The 19,781-nt window shown below is 33.7% G+C and carries 22 protein-coding genes and 1 pseudogene; 2 read left to right on the top strand and 21 right to left on the bottom strand.

Annotated elements, in window-relative coordinates:
- Window positions 1-36: 36 nt before the first annotated feature.
- The 15 genes and pseudogenes from HCN53_RS03610 to HCN53_RS03540 all read right to left on the bottom strand — a co-directional run bounded on the left by HCN53_RS03610 (window position 37) and on the right by HCN53_RS03540 (window position 11,049).
- Window positions 37-1,098: an acyltransferase family protein gene (locus HCN53_RS03610; RefSeq protein WP_167342061.1), complete on the bottom strand. Its 1,062-nt coding sequence runs from the start codon at window positions 1,096-1,098 to the stop codon at window positions 37-39.
- A gap of 146 nt (window positions 1,099-1,244) precedes the next feature.
- A pseudogene (locus tag HCN53_RS03605) lies at window positions 1,245-1,613 on the bottom strand (RidA family protein); the annotation flags it as partial.
- 244 nt (window positions 1,614-1,857) lie between these two features.
- Entirely contained in the window at window positions 1,858-3,102 is a 1,245-nt protein-coding gene (locus HCN53_RS03600; protein WP_167342060.1) for a serine hydrolase domain-containing protein, read from the bottom strand.
- Between the two features lie 138 nt (window positions 3,103-3,240).
- Window positions 3,241-3,714 carry a hypothetical protein gene (locus HCN53_RS03595; RefSeq protein WP_167342059.1) on the bottom strand — a complete coding sequence of 158 codons (474 nt, stop codon included), beginning with the start codon at window positions 3,712-3,714 and terminating at the stop codon, window positions 3,241-3,243.
- 64 nt (window positions 3,715-3,778) lie between these two features.
- Window positions 3,779-4,108: a hypothetical protein gene (locus HCN53_RS03590; protein WP_167342058.1), complete on the bottom strand. Its 330-nt coding sequence runs from the start codon at window positions 4,106-4,108 to the stop codon at window positions 3,779-3,781.
- A 122-nt stretch (window positions 4,109-4,230) separates the two neighbouring features.
- Window positions 4,231-4,887, bottom strand: coding sequence for a DUF4375 domain-containing protein (locus HCN53_RS03585; protein WP_167342057.1), 657 nt, complete (start codon window positions 4,885-4,887; stop codon window positions 4,231-4,233).
- A 239-nt stretch (window positions 4,888-5,126) separates the two neighbouring features.
- The gene (locus HCN53_RS03580; protein ID WP_167342056.1) at window positions 5,127-5,441 is read right to left on the bottom strand and encodes a hypothetical protein; all 315 of its coding nucleotides are present in this window, start codon (window positions 5,439-5,441) and stop codon (window positions 5,127-5,129) included.
- Entirely contained in the window at window positions 5,442-5,819 is a 378-nt protein-coding gene (locus tag HCN53_RS03575; protein WP_240919386.1) for a DUF4844 domain-containing protein, read from the bottom strand.
- A gap of 331 nt (window positions 5,820-6,150) precedes the next feature.
- On the bottom strand, window positions 6,151-6,546 hold the full coding sequence (locus HCN53_RS03570) for a hypothetical protein (RefSeq protein ID WP_240919385.1): 396 nt from the start codon (window positions 6,544-6,546) through the stop codon (window positions 6,151-6,153).
- Window positions 6,547-6,766: 220 nt separating this feature from the next.
- Entirely contained in the window at window positions 6,767-7,288 is a 522-nt protein-coding gene (locus HCN53_RS03565; RefSeq protein ID WP_167342054.1) for a hypothetical protein, read from the bottom strand.
- A gap of 188 nt (window positions 7,289-7,476) precedes the next feature.
- The gene (locus tag HCN53_RS03560) at window positions 7,477-7,962 is read right to left on the bottom strand and encodes a hypothetical protein (RefSeq protein ID WP_167342053.1); all 486 of its coding nucleotides are present in this window, start codon (window positions 7,960-7,962) and stop codon (window positions 7,477-7,479) included.
- A gap of 264 nt (window positions 7,963-8,226) precedes the next feature.
- Complete coding sequence (locus HCN53_RS03555; RefSeq protein ID WP_167342052.1) at window positions 8,227-8,925, bottom strand: hypothetical protein; 699 nt, start codon at window positions 8,923-8,925, stop codon at window positions 8,227-8,229.
- Window positions 8,926-9,218: 293 nt separating this feature from the next.
- The gene (locus HCN53_RS03550) at window positions 9,219-9,728 is read right to left on the bottom strand and encodes a hypothetical protein (RefSeq protein ID WP_167342051.1); all 510 of its coding nucleotides are present in this window, start codon (window positions 9,726-9,728) and stop codon (window positions 9,219-9,221) included.
- 189 nt (window positions 9,729-9,917) lie between these two features.
- A complete protein-coding gene (locus HCN53_RS03545) occupies window positions 9,918-10,406 on the bottom strand; it encodes a hypothetical protein (RefSeq protein WP_167342050.1) in 489 nt (162 codons plus the stop codon).
- Between the two features lie 256 nt (window positions 10,407-10,662).
- Window positions 10,663-11,049, bottom strand: a complete 387-nt coding sequence (locus HCN53_RS03540) for a winged helix-turn-helix transcriptional regulator (protein WP_167342049.1) — start codon at window positions 11,047-11,049, stop codon at window positions 10,663-10,665.
- Window positions 11,050-11,155: 106 nt separating this feature from the next.
- On the opposite strand from HCN53_RS03540, the gene HCN53_RS03535 reads away from it, so the two are divergent.
- Both HCN53_RS03535 and HCN53_RS03530 read left to right on the top strand, forming a co-directional pair.
- Window positions 11,156-11,737: an NAD(P)H-dependent oxidoreductase gene (locus HCN53_RS03535; protein WP_167342048.1), complete on the top strand. Its 582-nt coding sequence runs from the start codon at window positions 11,156-11,158 to the stop codon at window positions 11,735-11,737.
- Between the two features lie 10 nt (window positions 11,738-11,747).
- Window positions 11,748-12,266 (top strand): redoxin domain-containing protein, encoded by a 519-nt coding sequence (locus HCN53_RS03530; protein WP_167342047.1) that lies wholly within the window; start codon window positions 11,748-11,750, stop codon window positions 12,264-12,266.
- A gap of 130 nt (window positions 12,267-12,396) precedes the next feature.
- Here the strand turns inward: HCN53_RS03530 and HCN53_RS03525 are convergent, their stop codons facing one another.
- The 6 genes from HCN53_RS03525 to HCN53_RS03500 form a co-directional block, all read right to left on the bottom strand.
- Window positions 12,397-12,870: an RDD family protein gene (locus HCN53_RS03525; RefSeq protein WP_167342046.1), complete on the bottom strand. Its 474-nt coding sequence runs from the start codon at window positions 12,868-12,870 to the stop codon at window positions 12,397-12,399.
- Window positions 12,871-13,485: 615 nt separating this feature from the next.
- Window positions 13,486-14,445: a hypothetical protein gene (locus HCN53_RS03520; RefSeq protein WP_167342045.1), complete on the bottom strand. Its 960-nt coding sequence runs from the start codon at window positions 14,443-14,445 to the stop codon at window positions 13,486-13,488.
- Between the two features lie 493 nt (window positions 14,446-14,938).
- Window positions 14,939-17,017 (bottom strand): M48 family metalloprotease, encoded by a 2,079-nt coding sequence (locus tag HCN53_RS03515; RefSeq protein WP_167342044.1) that lies wholly within the window; start codon window positions 17,015-17,017, stop codon window positions 14,939-14,941.
- 271 nt (window positions 17,018-17,288) lie between these two features.
- Window positions 17,289-17,675, bottom strand: a complete 387-nt coding sequence (locus HCN53_RS03510) for a hypothetical protein (protein WP_167342043.1) — start codon at window positions 17,673-17,675, stop codon at window positions 17,289-17,291.
- A 576-nt stretch (window positions 17,676-18,251) separates the two neighbouring features.
- Window positions 18,252-18,707: a hypothetical protein gene (locus HCN53_RS03505; RefSeq protein ID WP_167342042.1), complete on the bottom strand. Its 456-nt coding sequence runs from the start codon at window positions 18,705-18,707 to the stop codon at window positions 18,252-18,254.
- A gap of 486 nt (window positions 18,708-19,193) precedes the next feature.
- Window positions 19,194-19,724 carry a hypothetical protein gene (locus HCN53_RS03500; protein WP_167342041.1) on the bottom strand — a complete coding sequence of 177 codons (531 nt, stop codon included), beginning with the start codon at window positions 19,722-19,724 and terminating at the stop codon, window positions 19,194-19,196.
- Between the last annotated feature and the right edge of the window lie 57 nt (window positions 19,725-19,781).

Raw genomic sequence — 19,781 nt, 5'->3', positions numbered from 1 at the left:
CCTTATTGATGGGTTGTGCAGCGTTGGTTATCAAAATTAATAGAAGTGCTTTTTCAATCTTAAAAAGGGCTTTTCAAATACACGATAGGAGATGATACTCACAAGTATCGTGAGCAGTAATGCGCTAGCCGATAGTAATAGCCAATGCGAGAATTGCAATACGGGAATAAATTTCAACAGCAACAAGATGATAATAGTATGGTATAAGTACAAACCATAGGTGTATAAACCCAACTTTGTCAACCAGGAATTGTTACTTATCCTTAGCGGATTGCTTCCCAAGGTAAAGAGTATACAAACTGAGAAAAGTATTCCCCATAATAAAGGAAAAAGATAATCTATTTGTTCCCATTCTAGGTTAGGTATAGTGAAAACTACGCCTAGTGTTATTAATGCAAAAAGGTATTTGACTGCCTTAGGAATTTTATTGAGTTGCTCAATCGTGTGTTTTTTATACATGAACAAGTACGCTGGTATAGCACCAAAGGCAAAATAGTCCAGATGTGTAAATAAATCTATGGGAGCAATGTCGTAATAAGCATAAATAAACCGCACCATATGAGCGAGCAATATGCAACAAAGCGATAGAGGAAGAATGCGTTTGACTGGCAGCAAATAGAATAAAATGCCCCAAAGAATGTAAAAATGTTCCTCTATACAAATGGACCACATTACTCGTAAAGGAGCACCATCGGGAAATTGATCGGTGATCATCATCATATAATTTTCAGCAAATAGTAAGGATACCCATAGCCTAGGTTCATAGCCTTGATTTTCAAAAGGAATGTGGAATAGCCTGAGTAAATAAGGCGATAAGTAAGCAAATGCTACTAGCAAATAAAATAACGGCCAGATCCTAAGAATTCTGCGTGCAAAAAACTTTTTAAGGGATATACTACCACGGTTTTCCTTTTCATAAAGTAGGATGTAGGTAATGAGAAAACCACTCAATACAAAGAAGAAAATAACACCTATAGAACCGCTTTTCAAGAAAAAATCGACATAGGGAATATTGGTTTTAGGTAAATGCAATAGAAACACCAGTAAAAAGGCAAAAAAACGCATGGCGTCAAAGGTGTGAAAATGCGTTCTACTCATTCCTTGTGGTGGTTGTATCTCGTGTTGGGTTTTAAGTTTCTAAAAGTACAATTTCAATAGTTATTTGATCGATTATTCCATAACGAATAGCGACTTTACCTTATAATCAGTTTATTTATGGAATGTTTTATTCAATCAATAGCTGCTTAATTGTGTAACGTACAAGTAACCGTTAACCCAACGCAGAAGTTGCGAGGCAGGTTGTGCACTCCAAAAATTGCCCGACTGTGTTGTCCTTTCTCTTCCAGAATTTTTAAAAACAAATCAGAGGCTCCATTAACTACCTGCGGTGATTCATCCCAATCGGGCGCAGCTTGATAATACCCATCTATGTGGTTAATTCCTAGTAGATTATCAAAACCTATTTTTTCCTTTATTTGCGCTAGTACATTTAACGCGCACAATTCCATGGCTTGATATCCTTGCTGTGTGGTCACTTCTTTTCCCAGTTTTCCTTGAAATTTATAGGTTCCATTTAAAATGGGAAATTGTATCGCTATATAGGCAATACGACCTCTTACATTAACTGAAACATAACTACCATCTGGAGTGGAAGCTTCTGGTAAGTTGTAGCCTAATTTTTTAAATTCTTCAGTTCGTTCATGATGGCTGTGTGTGCAGGTTTAACGTGTTTGTTGTTATAGAGTAGTGGTGTGGTGTTTACGCTTTCGCGAAAGCGGAATAAACTTCCTACTATTAGGTACGATTACTCATTGTCAAGAGCTAAAAACTGCGGTAACTATTGCATACAGAAAGCCTTTATGACTGTTTGCTACTGCTTTTGAATATAAAAATAGCGCCGATAATAATTAGAAGATAACCTACCAACAACAAGGTCAAAAGGTAGGATTTATTGCGTTGCATTACTACGTAATCGGCAATTCCTGCTTTCCAGAAGATCCATTCATCTGCCATGCGCGATGCGATATCATAATTACCCGTTTCCAAAATAATGATACCGTCTTTGGATTTAAGGTCAATTCTAGCCGCCGTATTGATGGCGTTGTTACCGCTACCATCGTGCCCAATTATTTGAGAGTCTGGGTCATTTTGACTATAAAGATGAGGTCCCAAACCATAAATACCAGTGGTGCCTATAAAGGTTTCGGCAGTGGCCATTTCATTAATAGTTGAGCTTGAGAGCACAGGATTTTCAGACACATTTGCGTTTAAAAATTTAGCTAGATCGTGAGTAGTAGTGTACAATCCGGCTGCAGCTAGTGCGGTGAACCTGTTCATAGGTCGTACCTCACCGTTTTCTTTATAGACCTGGGCTAGTTGTTTATTGGTTGCGTCCTGATATTGAAAGGTAGAATGGTACATTTCTAACGGATCAAAAACCTCATTTTTCATATACTGGGTAAAGGGTTGACCGCTTACTTCTTCAATAAGTAATTGTAGGATGGTATAACCAGCGCCAGAATACAAGTACTGGCTTCCAGGTTCAACTCCTACAATAGCCACACCATCAGAGTAATCTGTGTCGGCAGCTTTATTTAGGGATTCTTCAATGGTTTGTATGCTGTCAGTAGCCGCAAAACCACTGTAACCTAAATCGTCAATCAATCCTGAGGAATGTGATAATAAGCGTCTTACTGTTACTTTATTGTTGTCAAAATCACTGTCGGGTAGTTGCCATCGAGTTAGGTACTTATCAACCGGTGTGTCTAGATCTATGTTACCTTGCTGTACCAGTTTTAAAACTCCAAACGAGGTGATCCATTTACTTATAGAGGCAACAGGAAAAACGGTATTTTGATCTACGTTACCTTGTTGGGCATAGAAATATTCTTGTGAAACCTCACCGTTTTCTATAAGAGTCATGGCAAAATTGCCCACGAACTCTTGATCAACCACATCCTGGGTAGCGTTTATAAAACTATCAGAAGTTTTTTTTGAGGTGATAGGGCGCAATAGAAAGCCGTCAATAAATCCAAAGCCTACAAATGCTGTCCAAATTACAAGTGCTAGTAAAACGAGCGCAATTCTTTTTATTTTTTTCATTGGTTAGTGTTGCTTGTGTGGTTTAAAGCTAGTAAAAAAATGGCGTGTAGTTTGATTTTTTATTGATGTTGCAATCACGATTAGCTAAAAACCGCCTAAAGAAACATCATTACAGATTCAAAGGTGGATACTTCCTTATCAGGCAGGTAATTTATTTACTTTTAAAAGTATCCATTTTCCATCACAATTCATTTCCCAGTCTTCAGCTTCTTTATCAAGATCTATATACCAATAATTTAAACCCTTCTGAAATCCATTTCCCATTAAAGAAGAATCAATAATGATGTTCAATATGGAGAAAAGGAGAAGCAACACGACAACTGTTTTATAAATTGAGTAAAAAATAAATTTTAATCTAGATTTTTGAATTAGTCTGAGAGCTAGTCTATTAATCCATGTGATTAAAATACTCCAAATGATAATATTCACGATTAATCCAGAAACACTGTAGAAAAATTCCATCGAACTTCCTAAAGATGTCTTTTTAAAAATAAAGGGACTTCCAAAATAAGTAGGAAAAACTTCTTTTCCTTGACAGGAATACTCAATACCAAAAATTAATGACAATACTATTCCAGTCGCAATAACAATTATAATAATATATTTAATCAACTTTATCACTATTGATTGCTTGAGGTTGCTGGTATTCAAAGAGTCTTGAAAAAACTCTATTGCTCTATTCTACATCTGGTTTTTTACTGTTTAGGCTCCAAATTTTGTTAATTTCATTAGTATCAAGACGATTAATGAATTCTATCAATTTTTCTTCTTGGTCGTTGTCAAAGAAAATTAAATAAAGAATAAGAGAATTAACATTGATTTGCTGGTAATGGTTAATTCTAATATTGGTTTTTTCGATTAAACAGTCATCTAGGTAATCAAACAATTCTGTGTCTTCAATCAATAATGTAAGCTCTTCAGCACTTGATTTAAAAAGCTTGATATGTTTAGCATCAAAAATTAGCTTACCCATTAGAGGTAAATCGGTAAGGTTTTCAATTTTCATTTGAATAATAGGATTTTTCACTTGATTTAGCGAGTGCACAACAAACTATATCCGCGAGGATTTACGTTAGTAAGTTAGTGCCTAGCAATTAATTTTATACATTGTTAGCCACTGTGTTTTTATTATTCAGTTATAAATTCGTTTTTGTTTTCTCGAATGTATTTTATTCTTAATTCTCCAATTTTTTCGGAATCATAAAGGTTATAAAATTCAGTGTCCAAATCATTGAGCGGATTGTCTTTATAGGATTCACTAAAACTTTCCATCGTTCCATCGTCAAATTCCTCAAGTCGTTCCTTATTTTCCGAGTAAATTTTATTCGCCCGCTTTGTCAATTCCGAAAACTTTTCAGCTCCAATTGTCATAAATCCAATTTCCGCCATTTGAGCATATTGTCCGCTCGAATTAAAGTAGAATTGATTAAATCCACCATTATTGACTTCTCCTTCGATTATCCAAGTCGAGAAGAAGGCTCGCTGTCCTATTGAAAGTTTTTTTACATTACTTAATTCATTTTCATAGTCATCTCCGATAATCTCGTAAATGTTGTCAAAAATTGCTTGTTCAATCCGATCATCAGGAATTGAGTCCAAAATTTCAGTTGTCATTTCCTTGTAGATTTTCCGATTTTTGAATTCATCAATGCTGTTTTTGGACTGTTCAAGAAACTGTTCAAATTCAGCATCTTCTTTTGTTTTTTCAGGTTCATTTTTCCCTTTACAACCAAAAAAGTTAAGTATAGAAGTTAAAAGCATTATGGTTAATATTTTTTTGCTCATTGATTGGCTTACATTGTGGCCAACACGCACAAGTTATGGCGAGTTCAGGCAGAATGATATGCTTTCTAAAGTGTACGGTGGCTGTTGGTTTGGTTAGTATTTTGTTTTCTCAAATATACCTAAATAGAAGAAAACATAGCAGGAGTGAGGACTGAGAAAACAAGCATATTTCATATTGAATTCAGGATAGCCTTATGATCCAAATTATGCTAGAAACTAATCAAAAAAACGCTTGGTTTTTAGCTTAGTTCATTGTCAGAAACAGTTTTTAATTTCGATATGATTGTTATTCCCAATTCCAGAAATGCATTACTCCAGCTTAATTCATTTTTCTGTGCATATAACAATACTTGGTTAGGCCAACCTTGATTTGAGCCATTAATATTGTGTTCAGATTCAAGGTAATCTTTTAGCAAGGAAGTGAAGGACTTTTTATCTGTACCAGCTTCAAATCCGTGAATAAATGAAGTTATAGTGTTTTTATCAATTGGATTTATCCACATAGAAGTTCTATTGATGAATAAATCTAGTGTTTCAATTTCTTTATTAGTCATTTAGTTCTTTTTGATCAATTCATTTGGGTCAAAACCGTACAAAAATTTATTCAATAGTCCATTTGAGCTTTCTAGTTCGACAATATCCATTAGCTCCTCAATGTATGTGCAGACTCTTTCTCGGTCTTCTGTGTCCAACTCCATATAAACGTCCGAGAACCTTGAAAGTCCAATTCTAATTTTTTCTTGATATTTTTCGTCAGTCGGATTATCAGATTCCGCAAGAGTTTTAAATTCAGACGCAACTTGGTTTATTTTTTCCGTAAAAATTGGTCGCATTTTTTCGTCAGCAATTCCTGGATACTGTTTTTCAGCTAAGAACTTTTCCTTTGCAATAAATTCTGCAAACTTTTCATTCGCATTTATAGGTGTTTTCATTTCATTCGAACTTCTTCCGCAAGCAGAAAGTGTTACTAGAATTATTAAAATTTGAATTGATTTCGACATTTTTCAAATTGTATACAACACGCACAGGTTATGGCGAGTTCACGCAGAATGCTATGCCTTCTAAAGTATACGTAGCTTTTGGTTTGGTTAGTAATTAGTTTTTTCAAATATATTGAATTCCATACTAATAAGGTAGTAGTGAGGACTGAGAAAACAAGCATATTGAATAGTGATAACAGGATTGTGTTAGGATTCGAATTATGCTAGAAACTAATCTAAAGAACACTTGGTTTTTAGTTTAGTTCATTGTTGTGTGTAGTTTTTATTCCATATTTATTGGTGGTTCAGCTTGTCCTATAATTTCTCCACCGAAAGTTATTAATTCAAATAATCTTGAAACTGCTGTGCTCAAGTTGTCTTGATTGCAATAATATCCGTTTATTTTTCCGTATTCTGTATAGTTGGAAATATTAAATCCTTCCTCAATATCATTGTACCAAATTATTTTCCGACCACAAATCGCCACAACCCAAAATCCGCCACCTTCATTTCCAAAGCTTGGTTCGCTCCATTTTTCGGGACTTATATTTATTAGATTCCAAAAATTAAGATGTTTTCCTTCCAATTCATATTCAGCATTCCAGATTTCAGAGTAGAGTTCCTTTTCTGTTATTGGTTTCCACATATTTAATTCAATTTGGTTTTTTTCAAATTGCATACAACACGCACAGGTTATGGCGAGTTCACGCAGAATGCGCAGCATTCTAGAGTGTACGGTAGCTGTTGGTTTGGTTAGTAATTAGTTTTCTCAAATATATTGAATTCCATACTAATAAAGTAGCAGTGAGGATTGAGAAAATGAGCCTATTGAATAGTGAAATCAGGATTATGTTAGGATCCAAATTACACTAGAAACTAATCAAAAAAACACTTGGTTTTTAGCTTAGTTGATTGTTGTGTGTAGTTTTTATTTTTCCCATTATTCCCTCGTCAGTGTTTTTGTCAATAAATCCGCTTTCTAATCCAGACCTAATATCCAAATTCTGATGCTCAATTATGTTTTCTCCAAATGCGAATTTTTTCCGTATTTTTTTTAAATCAAGTACCTTATCAAAATACATCCAATCCGCTTTATTTTCAGACCAAGCTTTTCCATAAAACGTAATTCTCGTATTTTGATTAATTAATTTTTTCGCTAAACGCCTCAACTCAGTCGAACGAATTGAGTTTGAAAAGTCAGAGAAATAATTCTCAAATTCAATTAATTTTTCTCCGATTTTAAATTTAAAACCGAGACTGTCTACAACAATTCTGCTTAAAGTTCCATTCAGTTCAGAAACTGATTGGTATGAGTTTAAATTCCGCCGTAATGATTTCAGAATTCCATTGTCAGGATTCAGTTTAATTTCGGAATCTAACTCCGATAATAATTTGTGTTTTTCAATTGTAAAGTTCGTCATTCTCAAATTACTGCCAACGCCCTGTGTATGAAACGTATCGTATAAAAAGATACTAACTTTTCGGATTAACACAGAGCCGAATTTTTATATTTTGTTATTAATTTTTCTCTTATAACAAGCCGAATAAAAAAATGGTGGACTTTCTAAATATACACAAACCTTACGGCCTAGCACTTATTATCGATGTTTTATACACCTTGTTGTGCATAGTTTTTTATTTCTTCAATTTCCGTTATAATATCAGTTTTATCAATTAATTTATCTTCATAAAACACTTTCTCTTTTGTGGGTTTCCAGAACGGAAATAACCATGTCAAAGAAGTGCTTAATTCTTTATATTTTGATTCTCCAATTTCAATTTCAGTCTTTTTTTTATAACAAGTTTTTCCTTTGTAATATTCAGTGATTCTTTTTCTCTGAGTTAGCAAATCAAATAAATCCTGAATAATATCATTCATATTATCAAATTCAGGATTATAGTGTCTATGATTAAATCCGCTTCCAATTGTTATTTCCCAGTTATCACAAGAAATCCAAATATCAGTATCAATTATTGTCAGATGAGTAGCTTCATATCCATCATCATATTTTTCAATATCAATATTCAATTTATCTCCTAAGTGATGCTTTAAGAGACTTTGAGTTTTGTTAAATATAATTTGATGAATTTTCATTTTGCGTAATTATGCACTACACGCACAGGTTATGGCGAGTTCACGCAGAATGCGCAGCATTCTATAGTGTACGGTAGTTGTTTGTTTGGTTAGTTATTCGTTTTCTCAAAGATATTGAATTTCAGACTAATAAATTAGGAGTGAAGACTGAGAAAATGAGCCTATTGAATAGTGATATCAGGATTGTGTTAGAATCCGAATTATGCTAGAAACTAATCGAAAAAACACTTGGTTTTAGCTTAGTTCATTGTTGTGCGTGGTTTTTTATTCTTTTACTATTACTAAAATTTCTTTCAGAGTTTCAGTCGCATAGATATACTTATCATTCTTAAAATCCCAGAACTCATTTGCGAGCGATAATTCCGAACCTTTTATATTTTGAAAATCAAAGAATAGAGTCAAGCTGTTAATAACAATCTTTCTTTTGTCAGCAGTTTGTAATACTGTTGGATAAAAACTCATTCTTAATTCTTCTGCATTTTTTGATTTATCTCTAACCTCTTTCGATAACGAAAATTCACTCTGATTGATTGATTTCACTTCATCTATGTAGATTACTGTTTCGAACAAATCAAAATAATATCCCATTGGTGGATTTTTTGAGATTCGTATTCTTGCGAAATCGTGTATCATTCCATTATTCAGTTCTATTTTGGCAGGAATTAATTTATCCGAATTCCAATCATCTGTAATTCCAATTTGGTCAATTTGTTTTCTTAATTTCTCATTTAATACTAAATGTCGATTATAAAATTCAACTAATAACTCTTTTGAGTTTTTAGTCAATTTATTATACATATTCTTTTCTTTGAAATAATCAGTGTTACAACCCGAGCATTTATACAAATCCGTAGTTCCAATTGTCTCAACTTTCTCAACGTTCGCTTTATATCTTGTCCCAATAAGTTCTTCCGAAAAAGCAAATATTTTTTCTTTATTGCAGGCAGGACAGCCTTTTTTCATTTTCTTCTTGAAGATGTTAAACATTCGGTTTGGTAAAATTGTACCCAACACGCACAGGTTATGGCGAATTCACGTAGAAAGCGTAGTGTTATATAGTGTACGGTAGCGGTTGGTTTGGTTAGTATTTAGTTTTCTCAAATATATTGAATTCCATACTAATAAAGTAGGAGTGAAGACTGAGAAAATGAGCCTATTGAATAGTGAAATCAGGATTGTGTTAGGATCCAAATTATGCTAGAAACTTACTATAAAAGCACTTGGTTTTAGCTTAGTTCATTGTTGTAGCACAGGTTTTATTCCTCCGTTTCAATTTTCCAGTTTTCAGTATTCAAAACTCCATTTATAATTTCATAATCAGGTAGTTTCTCAAAATTAATTCTCAATTTCGTTCCAATATAATTTTTAAACACAATATTGTCAATTCCGAAATCGAGATTTATATATTCTGTTTTAAAATCTTTGTCAATTATTACAATTTGGTCATAATCCGCAATAATGAATTGGTCTTTTGTTGGTGATTCTGCTAATTCTCTAAATTCAGTTTGTTGGTCAAAAAAGAGGGTTTCTTTTTTATCAATATCCAATATAAAAAGTCCATCACTTGTCAAAACTGCAACTTGATTTATTCTTTCCGCTATTGCAGTTTTTTTTGGTTCTCCACGAAAAGCTCCAACCCATTCAATTCCGTCTTTTGTGGTGAATTTTGTCCAACTCCATATTTGACTTTTCCAAACTGTATTTAAGTCAAAAGTTTTCTCCTCATACTCTCCAGAAGTAGGTTGGTAAATAAATTCAGCTTTCAATTTTTCTTTCAGTTTTTGGTTTGTTCAAATGTTTGCCAACGGTTTGCGGGTATGCGCAGTTGCGTGCCTTAGCCTTGTCTTACCAAATATACCTAAACCGTAGAAAATTTTGTGATGAACAAGAATCGAGAAATTTCGTATAGCCCTTGTTGTGCATAGGCTTATTCGCACTTTTGATACTTTCCCAATTCAATCCGCGTTGCTAATTCTTCGCAACATTTGGATTTGTTTCTTAATGTTTTCTCTCGCTTCTTTTCTTCGTTTTTCGATTAGCTTATCATAATCAATTCCAGAATTTGGTGGTGGCAGTGGCGGTAATAGTTCACGAGGTTCAGCAATATTCGAGGACAGTCCGCAGTCATTTACTTTAAAATACGTTGTGTTTGCTCCAAAAAGAACCCATTCTCCGTCTTTATCGACATAAGGTCCACAAGTTCCAAAATTTTTTCCATTTAGAATTTGACCAGTTTTCAAATCTCCTTTAAAAACTTCGCAAACTGTAATTTTATAACCGATTTCGTTTTCATCAATTATAACATCTGCTATGATTACATCATCAGCGTATTCGTATTCTTTAGGTGTTGCTTTTTTCCAATGAGGAAGTGGTGCACACGTACAATATTCCGCTCTATTTGGAATAAAAATCAGTTTAAAAAGAAGAATATAAATTTTAGCCACAATGTTTTTTTAGCTTATGCACAACACGCACAGGTTATGGCGAGTTCACGCAGAATGCTTCGCCTTCTAAAGTGAACGGTAGCTGTTGGTTTGGTTAGTTATTCGTTTTCTCAAATATACTTAAATCAATACGAATAAAGTAGGAGTGAAGATTGAGAAAATGAGCCTATTGAACAGTGATACTAGGATTGTGTTATGCACTGTAATTCAAAAGTTCAATGAAATTAAAAAGTGTTATAATGAGTTGTATTTTATCTCAATTCTCTGTTATAGCCTGACTTTTTTCATTCTCTATGATTCTACATTGTTCAAAGTCCATTTCGGGATACGACTCATTTGCCCAATCGCTTAACATTCTTAAAACAGGTAAAAGTCCAACCGCTTTTTCAGTCAATGAATATTCAACTCTTGGTGGAATTTCAGCAAAAGACTGTCTTAAAAGCAATCCATCATTTTCTAATTCTTTCAATTGGTTCGTAAGTACCTTTTTTGAAATTGTTGGAATTAGTGTATTGAGCATTCCAAATCGCATAGATCCATTTGATAATAAATATATAATAATCGGTTTCCATTTATTACCAATTATGTTCATCGTATGAACAAGGGAACAAGCATTTGGATTGTCTATATATTTTCTAGCCATTAGTTACTTTTTGGTTACCACATATTTATTCAAATGCAGGCACAATAGTTTCTAAATTAAACCATTATTAGTTTCTTTGTGAAACAAATGTAATTAAAAATTTAAAATGAAAAATATTTTTATAATCAACGGACATCAAAAATATCCATTTTCTGAAGGAAAATTAAACGCTGCTTTAGTTGAAAAAGCGGAAAGCTACTTTAAGAGCAATGGTTACAATATCAAGAAAACCACAATGGCAGTTGATTATGATGTCAATGAAGAAATTGAAAAATTCAAATGGGCAGATGTAGTCTTTTTTCAGACACCATTGAACTGGATGAGCGTAAGTTGGTCGTTTAAAAAATACATTGATGAAGTATTTTCCATGGGTATGATGGGCGAAATGTCTGATGGTGATGGTAGAAGTAAAGAAGCGCCAAAGAAGAATTACGGACTAGGAGGAAAGCTAAAGGGAAAGTATATGATGTCAGTAACAGCAAATGCACCAAAAGAAGCTTTTAATAATCCAGATGAAACATTTTTTAATGGAATAAGTGAAGATGAACTTTTAAAACCAATACATCTTAATTTCAAATGGTTTGGTCTTGAAGCATTACCCACATTTATGGCATATGATGTAATGAAAAATCCAGAAATAGAGAATGATTTTAATCGTTTTGAAAATCATTTGAAGGCAAACTTTTAACGTATTTAATATGAGTAGACCAACACCAAAAAGTAAAGCCCCAGAATTACGGTTTTCATTATTAGATGGAAATCAATGGAATTTGGCAGATCAAAATCCTGAAAACTTTACGTTACTAGCATTCTATCGAGGATTGCATTGTCCTTTATGTAAAAAGTATTTGCAACAATTACAAGAGTTGTTACCCCAATTTGAGCAACGAGGCGTTAACGTCGTAGCTGTAAGTATGGATACCGAAAAGAGAGCTCTTCTTTCTCAACAAAAATGGGAATTATCTAATCTTACTTTGGGCTATGGTTTATCTGAAAAATCAGCAAGGAATTGGGCTTTGTATTTAAGTGCATCTGTAAAAGATGGTGAACCAAGTCAGTTTAGTGAACCAGGGCTATTTTTAATTGATAGTAAAAATGAAGTTTATTATTCAGCAATAAACAGTAATCCTTGGGGAAGACCTTATTTGCCTTCTTTTGTAAAAGCGGTGGATTATATTGTTCAGTCAGGCTATCCTGCGAGAGGTGAAATGCTTTAGTTCAGCTTATAGGTAATATTAAATATAACCGTTAGTTACGGGATAAATTAGCAAGTATTTTCGGATAAAGTACAGACGTCAGTAATTACCGAGTGGATTCGGACTAAGTTGGAATCCACCGTAATTGCTGTTATACATTGTTGTGTGTAGGCTTTTTAGTCCGAACAACTATTGTATTCGCTGCTAAATCTCCGATGCGTTTATTTTGTTTATTATTCGCTGCAATTATTAATCCAATCAGAAAGATGTAATCGATAAATCCGAGAAAAAATCGACCGAACGCTTGTCCGATTCCGATTGATTTAAATTCATTCTTTACTACTTTTAAGTTCAAAAATCTTTTTCCAATTGTTTGTCCCCAAATTCCCTCGCTAATTGGCCATAAAAAGAATCCAATTAGAAACATTCCAAAAGCTGGTAAACCATTCAAATTATATCCAACTTCGTCTTCCAATGGTGTCCCAAAGAAAAATCCAAGAATAAATCCGATAATTCCAAAAATGTAAAAATCAATAATGAAGGCTAAAATTCTGTATCTTTTTTTTGCGATTTCAAATCCGCTATTCTGCGTTTCAAATTGGTTTTCAATCGTAATTTCTGTCATTCGGTTTTCTTTTTTTCAGCTTACACACAACATACACAGGTTATGGCGAGTTCACGCAGAATGCGTAGCATTCTAGAGTGTACGGTAGCCATTCTTGCATCCGACGAGTGCGCTTTCGCGAAAGCGGCATGAGAGGAATGCACAAATTTGCTATAACCGAAGTTGTGGACGGTACCAGTAACGCTGGTTAGTGTTTATTTGTTTAGGTTATAAATATAGTTAGATAAAAGCAAATTACAGCGACTTGTCTCCGACGAGCAAACGCAGTTTGCGAGAGGAAGACACGCGTGGTTCTAACTTATAAGTTCAGGAGAGAATTGAGCGCTAGCGAAATGGCCTGAACGACCGTAGGTATCGTCCAGAAACGGTTTTGTGGCTATGCGTAGTTGCGTGAAAATCCGCGAGGATTTTCCGACGTAAACCGAAGATAGCAAAATTGCTGTTAAATTTCGATTAAGAATTCAACAGCAATGGGCTATACACGGTGTTGTCAATAGGCTTTTCTAATACACAACTTGAGTTATAGTTAAAGTTTTATAACTTCCATTTTTTTGCTATTTCAAATTTTCATATTCATCCGAATTCGATGATTATCTAATTCTCACCTTTATTTATCTAATTGGCTATATTTTGAATTAACGTTGTTAATTCTTGGGTAGTTCCATAATCTAAATCAATATTAAAAACATCATCACCTAAAACCGTAATAGGTAGACTTCCAAACTTTAAATAATTATCTTCATCTACGCTTATAGCGATTAGTGTTGCGTTTAGACCTGTTGGTATTGAATTCTCGTATGTTGACAGGGCTGTTCTAGTATCATTTAATGAGCTAATCATAATTACAGATGGAAAATCTTCAATCACCATCCAAACGGTAGTTTCTGAATAATCTGTAACGTCAGATACGCTAACCTCAAACTGTGTTGGTGTGTCGCCTGCCATGTCATATAAAACATCGCAATTTGCAAATCCTTGATCCAAACCTGAAATGAAAAATATCCCATTACCTAAATCAGCTTGTGAGTTTGTCCCTAATTCCCAGTCCACCATTTCTCTATTATCCACGATACTGGATTCTCCTTTATAGTATTGCATTTGGTTTTCATAGCCTGTTATATCTGTCTGTACAGGTATTTGAGCTTGAATAGCCCAAGGATTTACATTTATACTAGAGCCATTTTCGTCTTCAAAAGTCAAACTAAAACTTCCACCAGTCACTAAAATTTGATTATTAGAACTTGTTTGAACATTAGCTAATATCATATCTTCAAGAGTTAAATGTTCTCTTAATTTGACTGTTACTGGTGTTCCTATTAGATTGTTATTATCATCAGTAAATGCGTTTGCATTTATTGATATAATCGTTCCATCTGCTCCAGTTACCGTTTCATCAGTTGTAGGGTCTATTGTAAATGTTTGTGCACTCGGTTTTAATGCTTGTATTAAACCATCCATGGACGAGTACGTGTCTGCATTGATTACTTCTGAGTTGTCATCATTGTTTTCACAATTAAATAATAAAAGTGAAAGCACTATGAAAGTTATTAGTGATGTGATGTTGATTTTTTTCATAATTAGTTGATATTTATTTTTAACAAGATGTGTAAAATGTAGAAAGGTTGCGCGAAATACTATAAAAGACCTTATTTTACATTAAATAACAACATATAAAAACTGTTCAAGCTTGTTGGTAACACGCACGATTATGGCAAGTTCAAGCAGAATAAGTAGCATTCTAAAGTGTACGGTAGCCATTCTTGCATCCTACGAGTGCGCTTTCGCGAAAGCGGCATGAGAGGAATGCACAAATTTGCTATAACCGAAGTTGTTGACGGTACCAGTAACGCTGGTTAGTGTTTAATTGTTTAGGTTATAAATATAGTTAGATAAAAGCAAATTACAGCGACTTGTCTCCGACGAGCAAATGCAGTTTGCGAGAGGAAGACACGCGTGAAACTAACCTATAAGTTCAGGAGAGAATTGAGCGCTAGCGAAATGGCCTGAACGACCGTAGGTATCGTCCAGCAACGGTTTTGGTCATGGTGTCGTAGCATCCCGTAGGGTGCTATACACTATACACGTTGTTGTGTGTAGTTTTTAAAATTTCCTTTTGATAATCCAATAATCGCTTTTTCAATAAAAAATACCCTCTTGATAAAACAAAAGCATAATTATTCATTGCTGTAAATATGATTTTTAGATTATTGTCAAAGTATTTATCATTACCGAAATATTGCCATTGTTTCGAAAGATATAATTCAAAATTATCTTTGATCTCTTTCGTTATTACTGTTTGATACCTATTGTCCGATAACAATTCTTTAATGCCATTTTTTAATTTTACTTCAATTGGTTTGATTCTTGCGAAATTTGAACGAATCTGATCAAAAGGAGTCGTCAACTCTACAAATTGCAATTCATTTGAAAGTTTTATGTAAGGTTCGTATTTGGTACCGAACTCTTTATCAAAATCGAAAAAATCTCTATAAAGATTTTCCAATTCAGGAGTGTCAATAGCTTTTTGTTCGATTCGTTTAAAAAAGTTAAAAATTCTAATGTCGTTTTGCTTGATTTGATCATTTATCATTTTCAGTTCTTTATCAAGATTCTCTATTAGTTCTTTACTATCTTTCTGTTTGTACTTTTGTCCATCGTAGTCAAATGTTTTAATTGGAATTGCTTTTTCAGCAATTTGCTTAATAGTCTCAATGTCATCTTGTAGGGCTATTGCAGTATAAACTAAATCAACCATGTCGTCAGAGAATATTTCATCTATTCCCACTAATTCTTTAATTGATTTTGCAGCATTTATATCAAACAGAATAGGATTTTTATTGTCATAATAACTATTGTACATCTTAGAAAATGAGTTTTTTGAAAACTCATTTCTGTATTCATTTTTGAACTCTTCAAATGGAATAGAAATCGGTTCTCCTTGATATTGAACATTGTTGAAAATCTTATTGGTAAGTTCTTTTTGAGTTTTAATAATGTTCTTGAAAACCTTAGATGCAGGAATGAATTCTGTCTCTTGAGAAGACATTCCTGTTTTTTCTAACATCTCTATCCTATCTTCAGTACTTGGGTGTGAAGCCCATTGATCTTTAATTACTAATTTGGATTTATTGAATTTGTTTAATTCCTCATATGTAACCTTAGGGAGACTATTTTCAATTTTTATATTACTGTCTTCAGCAAGAAAATTCATTACAAATAAGTGTTCTTTATATAAATTCTCGCTTTTTTGATTTGAATTAATTTTTCCGTCATAAAAGGACAAAACATAATTGAAAGAATGGTCTGCTATTGACATTCTAAGTAATGAATTCTTTAATGGTTCAAACCCAGTTACGCTAGAAGCAATTTCATCTGCATGAAATTCCATTTCTCTTGACAAACCCATATAGCTTTTGTTTACTATTTCATAAACTAGCCTTAGAATCGCCTGGACTCCTTCTATAATTTTCACAGCCAAAACAACAAAAATTGAAAAATAGCCACTTACATTAGCCCAGCTTTGAATTAGCCTATCGTAGGATTCATTATCGTAAAGTAGATTGTAAATTACTTGATTTACATTATAAACATAGCTTCCTACTTTCATTGTTTTTTGAGAAAAATGGCCAAACTCATGACTCAAAATTGCTGTTAATTCTGCTTTAGATACTACGTTAACAAGTCCCAGTCCTATTTGAAGATTCTTTCTTACAGGCAAGAACATACTCCAAAAACTAGAGTCATAGAAAACTGCTGCATTCACATCAGTTGATAGATAAACTTTTTTAGGAAATGTTGTACCGACCTGATTCACTATATTTTTAATAAGATCGAAAAGTTCAGGTTCATCTTCTTTAGTAATTTCGAAGAGATGAGATCGATCAACTTTGTGTGATCTAAATATAAACTTTAGTAAAAAGATTAAAACAAGCACACCTAAACTTGCTAATCCAATTCCCAATGCTATTGTGATGAACATTGGTCGGATAGCTATTAACATAATACCTCCATAGATGCATAAAAAAGTTAAACCAACAGCCAAGACTAACATTAGGACATAAGTCAAAATGAAAAATGTAATGGACATTATCGCTTTGGTAGTTTGAGCCTTAAACTCTGATGAGATTTTAATTTCTTTTTTTGTCATTGATTCATTTCTTAATCACACACAACACGCGCAGGTAATGAAGAGTTCGCGCAGTATTCTTAGCTTTCTATCGTGTAAGGAAGTTGTAGTTTGGTTAGTTATTCGTTTTCTCAAATATATTGAATTCCATACTAATAAAGTAGGAGTGAGGATTGAGAAAATGAGCCTTTTTTATAGTGAAATCAAGATTGTTTTATGATCCAAAATATGCTAGAAACTTATCAAAAAAACACTTGGTTTTTAGTTTATTTCTATGTTGCTTACGTTAATGTTAATGTTGTTCAAGCCAGAAGTCATTGACAATTTCTTTGTCGTCTAACTTTACAACCAAAAAATTAGGATCAATTAAAGACCAACCAGCAGCATATAACATTAAAGTATCTGGTTGAGAATTTTCAGCGTACCAATTATTCCAATGGTCTAACATTTCTTCTCTAATTTCTTTTGATTTGCCAACTGTCGAAATAATGTCTAAAGAATCAGGAACTTTTATATTGGCAGGTAATCTAAGTTCAATTCCGTCTTTATAAGGATTTCCAAGTAGTTCTATAATGTCAGATTTAGTCATACCTTTTTCAAGATGATTTTCAATTAAATCATCAATCTTACCTGCTCGTGTATTTTGAGAGAGTCCATTTCCAACTTCGGAATTTTCCAACCATATTTTTTGGTCGAACTGCGAGGAATATTTATTTGATTTATCTGAACAAGACAGAAAGCATACAAGGAACACTAAAGTAAGTAAAATAAGAGTCTGTTTTTTCATAATGATTGCCAACACGCACAGGTTATGGCGAGTTCACGCAGAATGCGTAGCATTCTAGAGTGTACGGTAGCCATTCTTGCATCCGACGAGTGCGCTTTTATGAAAGCGGCATGAGAGGAATGCACAAATTTGCTATAACCGAAGTTGTGGACGGTACCAGTAACGCTGGTTAGTGTTAAATTGTTTAGGTTATAAATATAGTTAGATAAAAGCAAATTACAGCGACTTGTCTCCGACGAGCAAACGCAGTTTGCGAGAGGAAGACACGCGTGGATCTAACTTATAAGTTCAGGAGAGAATTGAGCGCTAGCGAAATGGCCTGAACGACCGTAGGTATCGTCCAGCAACGTTTGGGCTATGATTTCGTTGTGGAATTTCACGCAGTGAACATTCCGCCCGAAATCTAACCTTAACTTAAAAGTAAGGATTTCCGTTTAGGAAATCCGCCACAATGAATTATAGCCAGTGTTACCCAACGTTTTTTTTATTCAGATTGCCATAGAACGACTTTGGTTTAATCCAGCTATATAGAGATCTAATTTTTAACTTCCAATCTTTTTCAAATAAGTCATTCCAATAACTATCTTTCGGATAGATTATCTTGTCAATTTTCCCATAATGGTCGTCATATTCAAATTTATTCCATTCCTCTTGGATGGATGCCAATCCAAAATACTTTTCAAAATTTTCAAGTCCTTTTGTTCCCATTACGTGTCCAGATATCAGATGAATTATTTCCGATTTGTTAATTACAAGAATGAAAATACATTCATCATCTAAAACAAGCCTTGGACTAATTCCGATTAGTTTTATTTCATTCAGTTTTAGTCTAAATGACTTGCAGTATTTTGCTATTCCAGTTTCTTTTGAAGGGAATTCTGTAAATTTTAATTCAGTGTCTGTTATTTCAATTCCAGAAGTCATTTCTCAAATGTTGGGTAACACGCACAGGTTATGGCGAGTTCACGCAGAATGCGCGGCATTCTAGAGTGTACGGTAGCCATTCTTGCATCCGACGAGTGCGCTTTTTTGAATGCGTCATGAGAGGAATGCACAAATTTGCTATTTCCGAAGTTGTGGACGGTACCAGTAACGCTGGTTAGTGTTTAGTTATTTAGGTTATAAATATAGTTAGATAAAAGCAAATTACAGCGACTTGTCTCCGACGAGCAAACGCAGTTTGCGAGAGGAAGACACGCGTGGTTCTAACTTATAAGTTCAGGAGAGAATTGAGCGCTAGCGAAATGGCCTGAACGACCGTAGGTATCGTCCAGCAACGGTTAGTATATGAAAAGTAGGCGATTTCGAAGCGCGAAACTTTCAGTTAATCGCAAAGTTTGATATGAGCCAAAAGCCTTGGTTTTACTACTATTTCGCCTATTTTTTATATACATTGTTAGCAACTGGTTTTTAATAATTCCAATAGTTTTCAGGTGAAGATGCTGTCGTGTTCAATTCTCCTTTAATTAACGATTTTAAAAGTTTGAATGAATGTTGATATCTATCTTTAACTTCTGAAATTCCATTAGATTCGTTCCATCTAGAGTCATTTACAGTTTTCTCAAATTCTTTTTGATTCTCAAATTCCATTTTTTCAGTTTCAGAAAGTATTGTCATTGCTCTTTTTCTTAATTGGTGCAAATTGCTTCCTGTTATATAATCGTCTGATGAGTCAATTTTGTCAATTATTAAATCTATCAATTTTAATATTTGAGATTTGCGTTCGTCTGTTGTTAGAAATTCTTCAAGTAACATTGACATTCCGCCATAAATCATTGGTAAAGATTGTAATGCCAATTCACACTTATATTCATTAATCCATTCTATTGAATCAAGTTTTTGATTTTCAATTTCATTTATCAAGCAGAGTTGCATAGCTTCAACAAATCCATCTCTTGCCCAAAAACCTATACCGTTAATGTCAACGAAGCTACTTGCCATATTCTATTTTCGTTTTTTCTTCAACTTGTTGCTGGACGGTAAGTTCAGGAGAAAATT

Origin of the sequence: Nonlabens sp. SY33080, from assembly GCF_011784885.1 — a bacterium.
Lineage (GTDB): Bacteria > Bacteroidota > Bacteroidia > Flavobacteriales > Flavobacteriaceae > Nonlabens > Nonlabens tegetincola.
The sequence above is the reverse complement of the archived record's forward strand: the minus strand, read 5'-3'. Positions and strand labels throughout refer to the sequence as shown.

Excerpts from the sequence above, each read along its gene's own strand:
- HCN53_RS03610 (WP_167342061.1), bottom strand. The coding sequence starts at position 1,098 with ATGAGTAGAACGCATTTTCACACCTTTGACGCCATGCGTTTTTTTGCC.
- HCN53_RS03540 (WP_167342049.1), bottom strand. The coding sequence starts at position 11,049 with ATGGCTAGAAAATATATAGACAATCCAAATGCTTGTTCCCTTGTTCAT.
- HCN53_RS03565 (WP_167342054.1), bottom strand. The coding sequence starts at position 7,288 with ATGACGAACTTTACAATTGAAAAACACAAATTATTATCGGAGTTAGAT.
- HCN53_RS03535 (WP_167342048.1), top strand. The coding sequence starts at position 11,156 with ATGAAAAATATTTTTATAATCAACGGACATCAAAAATATCCATTTTCT.
- HCN53_RS03515 (WP_167342044.1), bottom strand. The coding sequence starts at position 17,017 with ATGACAAAAAAAGAAATTAAAATCTCATCAGAGTTTAAGGCTCAAACT.
- HCN53_RS03530 (WP_167342047.1), top strand. The coding sequence starts at position 11,748 with ATGAGTAGACCAACACCAAAAAGTAAAGCCCCAGAATTACGGTTTTCA.
- HCN53_RS03555 (WP_167342052.1), bottom strand. The coding sequence starts at position 8,925 with ATGAAAAAAGGCTGTCCTGCCTGCAATAAAGAAAAAATATTTGCTTTT.
- HCN53_RS03505 (WP_167342042.1), bottom strand. The coding sequence starts at position 18,707 with ATGACTTCTGGAATTGAAATAACAGACACTGAATTAAAATTTACAGAA.
- HCN53_RS03560 (WP_167342053.1), bottom strand. The coding sequence starts at position 7,962 with ATGAAAATTCATCAAATTATATTTAACAAAACTCAAAGTCTCTTAAAG.
- HCN53_RS03525 (WP_167342046.1), bottom strand. The coding sequence starts at position 12,870 with ATGACAGAAATTACGATTGAAAACCAATTTGAAACGCAGAATAGCGGA.
- HCN53_RS03600 (WP_167342060.1), bottom strand. The coding sequence starts at position 3,102 with ATGAAAAAAATAAAAAGAATTGCGCTCGTTTTACTAGCACTTGTAATT.
- HCN53_RS03590 (WP_167342058.1), bottom strand. The coding sequence starts at position 4,108 with ATGAAAATTGAAAACCTTACCGATTTACCTCTAATGGGTAAGCTAATT.
- HCN53_RS03500 (WP_167342041.1), bottom strand. The coding sequence starts at position 19,724 with ATGGCAAGTAGCTTCGTTGACATTAACGGTATAGGTTTTTGGGCAAGA.
- HCN53_RS03580 (WP_167342056.1), bottom strand. The coding sequence starts at position 5,441 with ATGACTAATAAAGAAATTGAAACACTAGATTTATTCATCAATAGAACT.
- HCN53_RS03520 (WP_167342045.1), bottom strand. The coding sequence starts at position 14,445 with ATGAAAAAAATCAACATCACATCACTAATAACTTTCATAGTGCTTTCA.
- HCN53_RS03585 (WP_167342057.1), bottom strand. The coding sequence starts at position 4,887 with ATGAGCAAAAAAATATTAACCATAATGCTTTTAACTTCTATACTTAAC.
- HCN53_RS03575 (WP_240919386.1), bottom strand. The coding sequence starts at position 5,819 with ATGAAAACACCTATAAATGCGAATGAAAAGTTTGCAGAATTTATTGCA.
- HCN53_RS03570 (WP_240919385.1), bottom strand. The coding sequence starts at position 6,546 with ATGCAATTTGAAAAAAACCAAATTGAATTAAATATGTGGAAACCAATA.